This window comes from Bartonella sp. ML69XJBT, from assembly GCF_028618515.1.
Classification (GTDB): Bacteria; Pseudomonadota; Alphaproteobacteria; order Rhizobiales; family Rhizobiaceae; genus Bartonella.
Genome location: NZ_JAQITB010000058.1, coordinates 1 through 6,096, shown reverse-complemented (window position 1 = coordinate 6,096; position 6,096 = coordinate 1). Strand labels below are relative to the sequence as shown.

The following is a 6,096-nucleotide window of genomic DNA, read 5'->3' as shown; positions in this document are numbered from 1 at the left end:
CATAGACACAAGCATGGTCATAAACTTTTGCATATTGAGAGATGAAAGCCTTGCCATAGATTTCACAATTCCCATAGACTTGACCACAGATTTGAGAATAATGACGTATTTTTGCATTGTCAGAAACGCGGGCATGACCATAGACACAAGCTTTATCATAAACCCAGCAATTGCCATCATGGGATAGATTAGCTTCCTTTTCAATAAAGCCCCCTAAATCCCCAGTCTTAACATCATCAAAATCTTTTAAAGCCCGAATGCGATAAAGATTGATAGTTTTTCTAGTCAGAGCATGTTTTATTTTTTTGCTTCCTCTAGTTAATTCGTATTTTTTGCACATAAGAATACCTCACACAATTGAATGTGTTAAACATTTGCTAAAATTTGGAATGGAAAATTTGAAAGAGGGGCGCCCCCGCACCACACGCCCATGCCTTCAATTATGCTGCTTTATTTTTGGAGAGACATAGACAATCTCTAATTCCCCATAAGGGGAAACCCGTTCAATATAGGTTTTTACCTCAGTAGACCCACCGACATTTTCACAAATAACAGCAATGCCATGGATATTGGCATTTTCCCTCACATGCACGTTATTTGCTATACGAGCATTTTCATAAACACGGGCATTGTCATAAACAGAGGCTTTATCATAAATAATAGCATTCCCATAAACATGAGCATTACCATAGACATGGGAGTTATCAGAAATGACAGCCTTGCCATAGACATGGGCATTATCATATATATAGCCAGCAACGATAGCATTGTCATAAACGCGGGCATGACCGTATACATGCCCACAAGTGATAGCCTTGCCAAAAACCCTTGCATTTTCATAAACACGACCATTTTTAAATACAAGAGCCTCATTATACACCCAGCAATTGCCATCATGAGAGAGATTGCTTTCCTTTTCAATAAAGCCACCTAAATCGCCTTTTTTGACATCAGCAAAGTCTTTTAATGCTTTAATGCGATAAAGAACATATTCACCAAATACACGCGTTTCATTTGTGAGTGCAAACTTTTTTTGCATAGCACAATTCCTTTATAAAGAGATTAGATTTTTAAATGAGATGTTTAAAGAAGGGCGCCCCCGCGACGCCCGCGCTTATTTAAGCAGCGTCTTTTAATGACTGATCATTATAGACAATTTCTTTATTACAGACTTCAATATTATTGCGAACCCAAGTATCACCTTTAATGACCGCATTGCGAAAAATCTTTACATTTGCAAAAATACAAGCATATCCAGAAATTTTCGCATTGCCATAAATTTTTGTATCATTAAAGACACAAGCGTAATAATGAACGCGAGCATTTTCAAAAATATGAGCATCGGGATAAATGCGTGCAAAACCATAGACCTCTGCATTGCCATAAACTTGACCAGCCACCACAGCCTTGCCATAAACACGGGCGTTTTCATAAATGCAAGCAACATTGTTCACATGGGCATAACCACTTACAACGGCATTATCGTAAACCCGCGCATTATGATAAACCTTTGCTTTACCCCCGACCCAGCAATTGCCATCATGTGATAAATTGTATTCACTACTTATATACCCCCCGAGGTCGCCTTTTTTCACATCACCAAAATCTCTTAATGCTCTAATTCTGTGAAGTGTATTAAAACCAACCTCTATTGTTTCACCTGTAAATTCATATTTTTTTGCAGGCTCTTGTTTATTATTAGATGCGGTTTCATTTGAAATGTTAGAAACAACGGGGGTGTTTTTTGAGATATTTGTCATAATTAAATCCTAACTGTTAATAGTTTTCAATTGACAGCCCATAAGGGCGCCGGGCGTTGAAAACACGGCAGTTAGTCCGTTGTTACACTTTTCCCATAAGGGTATTGTATAGTGTAAGCACACCCGACAAAATCATCATATATGCTAATCACAGCATAAAAGATAGTCAGTTTTTATAACAGGATTAGGTTTATCGCAACCTCTTCGCTAACTGTTTAGTGTTTTCATCACTTGATTATTTATATAACAAAATACGTATTTATTGTCAATTATTATTTTATCTTTTTTGATATTTTTTTATTTTTTTTAAATGCATTGTGTGTATATTTGTCATATTCTTATTAATTGCTTCTTTTGTATTTATATGCTTTTAAAGCTATATTATGGGCTTTATAAAACGATTGCGTTATTTTCTGAATCTATGCATTTATAATATTTAAAAACGCTCTCATGATGCGTATTTTTAACTTTATAACGTATCATGTTTTTTACTAAATGGTTTTTAAAGATTTCTGTTAATTTCTTTTATAACACATTTTCAACTTAACAGCCTTTTATAGGGACTGTCTTTATAACCAATGCTTTCATTTGCCTTATGATTATGAAAGCCTGCTGTTTTTATATATTCTCTATAGCTGTTATATTCTTATAGCTCTTATAGCCACCGCATTATTTTTCATTTTCATAAGAGAAATGATAATTGTGATTTATTGTCTGTTATGAAATCTTTAAAGAAAGATTGATAACTATAGAGAGTAACAAAATCGCTTTTAATAGACTTTTGTCAGTTTAGTCAGTTCTTTTTAGATCCTCTATTATTTTTTTCAAATGAGAGAAATTTAAAAACATTATATTTCAATATGTTAAGTTTTCTCTCTTTTTCAAAATACAACTTATTAAAACGGCATAACAAATAAATACAACTGTAAATATATATTTGTCAGTTTGTGTCTGTAAATTGAACTGACAAAATGATCATTTGAGAGAATGATAAAAACACATCTTTAAAAAGCCTTTCAAAAGAAAGGGGCTATCATCATAAGAAATGCTATCAAGACTATTATGGTTATGAGTTTTGAAGGTTTTGAAGGTTTTGAAGGTTCTTCTTTATTATATTTTTTTAATCTAAAATAAAAGTTGTTATATTTCAATGTATTAAGATTTATGAACTTTTCAAAAAACAACCTATAGTGATATTACAAAGCTAAAAACACAACTATCAATATGTTTTGAAGGTGTTTTGAAGGTGTTAGGAACCTTCAAAACCTATAAGCAAAATGAATATACATAACTCTCTTTAAAGAGGTTTTTTGAAAGCTATAAAGCTATCATTTGGAGATTACGGTATAATCTTTTAGAGGCAATCCACATAAATCTTATCTTGTTTAAGAGGGGATTTCTTATAAGTCTTAAAGCAATCCAAATGACAGTGTTTAAAAGTGCAAATGTTCTTTTTTTTAGAATAACGCATATAAACACTCTTTTTAAGATTGTATCTAATTAACTTAATAAAAGAGGTATAGATTATGGTTATAAGACTCTATACCCCTTATAATTAGCATACCCATTATGTGAGCATGCTTTATAAGTTATTCAGTTTCTCTTATTTCCAATTTTGGTAAGTTCTTAACGATTTTCATGGTTTCTAAACTTACGGTAATAACCCTTTGAAATAACTCTAGAGGGTAGGCAGGGTTGCCAATGGTTTCAACAGCATAGCGATTAGCATCATTAACAATGCCACTCTTTTTATCAGTCTTAACGCATTGACGACCCATAACCCATTCAAGGGCGGGTCTACCATTGACGATATACTCATAAGCTTCAAGAGGAATGTCTGTTATGATGATGTTGCTGTTATAAATAACAGTCGATTTATCCTTTTTCTTGCTATTCTTAATTTTTGCGAATTTCATTTCATTCACGTAATAAAACTTTTCTGGATTAGAAATATCAGTCTGTTTTGGATTACCCTTTTTAAAGGTCACTGGATAAGGTTCCACATCTTCATAATTTACGTGCAAATGTCCCAGTTCACGCCCTGCTGTTACAAATTTCCAAAAGTCTTCAGCAGTTTTAACACAAGGGATACGAGGCAATTCTTTGCATAAGTTATCAGCATAACGAGTACGATAATCTTCTGAATGTAAAAGACCGTAAACATAATAGAATAAATCATCTTTCGTGATAGTTTCATTCGGATAAGCCGCTTTAAAATGTGCTAATCCCTCATCCGTAATGGCATCACGCCTTTGTAAACCAGCTATTTTGTTTTCTTCTGTAGAGTTCGTAAATAGATGAGATTGTTTCTTATTTTTATTTTTTAAAGATTCAGTATCTTCGTAAATATACCGTGGAAAGCATTGGCTATTATCTATTACACTCACATCAGGTACATTTTTGGTCATCAAGACAGAGAAACCACATCTTGCCCCTACAGCAGCGACTTTTATAACTCTATTTTCAATCGTTTGTTCTATAGGGAAAATACGCGGAATTTGATGAAGCATTTCATTGAAGGTACGATTATAATAAAGCCACTGTTGTATAAAAGGACGGCATAGACTTTGTGTAAGGCAAGCCTCTTCAAATTCAAAAGTATTTCCTTTTATCAATTGTTTTTTAAGATTAAGGCTCCAACTAATTTTTCTAGTATCAGAATTGACAAAATCATCTACAGTATTGATACGTGTTTTATGATCGGCGTGTGAGTATGTATTATTAAAACGCTCTACTTCACTATTATAAAAAGCAATCATATTATGCATGTTTTTTGTGAGAGATTCACGGCTTGAATTATAGACCCAAACATCACGATTGCTTTTAAGACCATATGAAAAAGTTTCAAAGAGCTTTTTATCATGCCCTTTCTTGTCACCTATAGCTAAAAACGTTTCAAAACTTTCATCACGTTGATTGATCCAATCACCATGTTCGTCTGGTGTAATCATTTTCCAACCGTTTTCATGTGTAATACCATCAATGCTACAAAAATTCTTAATTGTCTTAAGCTTTTTTTCTCTTGTGAGATTATTACCAATGTCATGATAGTAAATTTTACACTCTCCAGAAACATTGGGATTTTTGATAAACAGTGTGACAGCAATACCCGTCATGCTACCATTGCCAAAAATATTTTCTCCTTCTTGAGCTTTTCCATTGCTTAACATGTTTTTACGAATATCCCCCCGTAAATTAAGCACGTAAATACTCGTAAACTCTTTGGCTAAAGATTTCCGTAAACCGTCCATTGTAGACTTTTCTATGTAACCAGAACCAGAAACAAAGCCGATTACCCCAGCATTATCAATACGGTCACTTGCCCAACGAATGGCGCGGATATAACTGTCATAGAGCGCTTGCATATTAGTTGCTTCTGAATGAGCTATATAAGTTTTACGGATACGATTATCTAAAATCGGATAGGGTGTGTTTTTTGCATTATCATTGGCATTTTTTTGTCCTACAGAATAAGGGGGATTTCCAAAAATAACTTTGATATCGAGTTTTTTCTGAAGTTCTAAATATTCACTGTTTTCTCTGAGTATACCTTCCATAAGGTCTTTTTCTTTAAGCGTTTGAAACGTATCAGCCAAACCAATATGCTTGAACGGTATGTAATCTCCTTTCACAAGACTATGATAGGTCGATTCAATGTTAATGGCTGCTATGTAATAAGCTAAGAGAACAATCTCATTGGCATGGATATCATGACGGAACTTATATTCCATATCCTCTGGTTTGATGAGATTGGATTGTAATAACCGTGTGATAAAGGTACCTGTTCCTGTAAAAGGGTCAAGAATAGAAACACCCCGTGAACCTAGGCTTTTTCCAAACTCATTGCGTAAGACATCATCAACAGAATGAATGATAAAATCAACAACCTCAACGGGGGTATAAACAATCCCAAGCCTATCGGTAGTTTTCTTAAAAGCCTTGGCAAAAAAACTTTCATAAAGCTTGATAATAAGATTCTGTTTTGCGTGAGTTTCGGTAATCCCTGCTGTACAGAACGTGACACTTTTGTAAAATTTATCAAGATCTTTGGTTTTTTCTTCAATATTCGTTTTATCCAGTTCTCTTAAGATCTTGTCCATGGCTTGCGAAATGGCATTGTTCTGTACAAATTCATTGCCCTCAAACAAGGCTTCAAACACGGGACGTGTCACAAGATGCTGTGCTAACATCTCAATGGCTTCCTCTCGTTTGACTTCACTATTTACGTTGTTCTGTAATTCCTTATGAAAGGCATCAAAAGCATGAAAGGCTTCACTGGTTTCATCAGCAAGTAGATTTTGAAGATGCGTAATATGGTTTTGTGCAATCTCAGCAA

At 34.1% G+C, this 6,096-nt stretch carries 3 protein-coding genes and 1 pseudogene; all 4 read right to left on the bottom strand.

Translation table 11 applies throughout. The features are described from left to right. Positions 1-340, bottom strand: a pseudogene (locus tag PVV68_RS09455) (hypothetical protein); the annotation flags it as partial. A gap of 96 nt (positions 341-436) precedes the next feature. Further along, positions 437-1,039 (bottom strand): hypothetical protein, encoded by a 603-nt coding sequence (locus PVV68_RS09450; protein ID WP_273782957.1) that lies wholly within the window; start codon positions 1,037-1,039, stop codon positions 437-439. A gap of 79 nt (positions 1,040-1,118) precedes the next feature. Then, on the bottom strand, positions 1,119-1,760 hold the full coding sequence (locus PVV68_RS09445) for a hypothetical protein (protein ID WP_273722176.1): 642 nt from the start codon (positions 1,758-1,760) through the stop codon (positions 1,119-1,121). 1,589 nt (positions 1,761-3,349) lie between these two features. Next, positions 3,350-6,096 (bottom strand): type ISP restriction/modification enzyme (locus PVV68_RS09440; protein WP_273782956.1); only part of this gene is annotated, 2,747 nt, incomplete at its 5' end.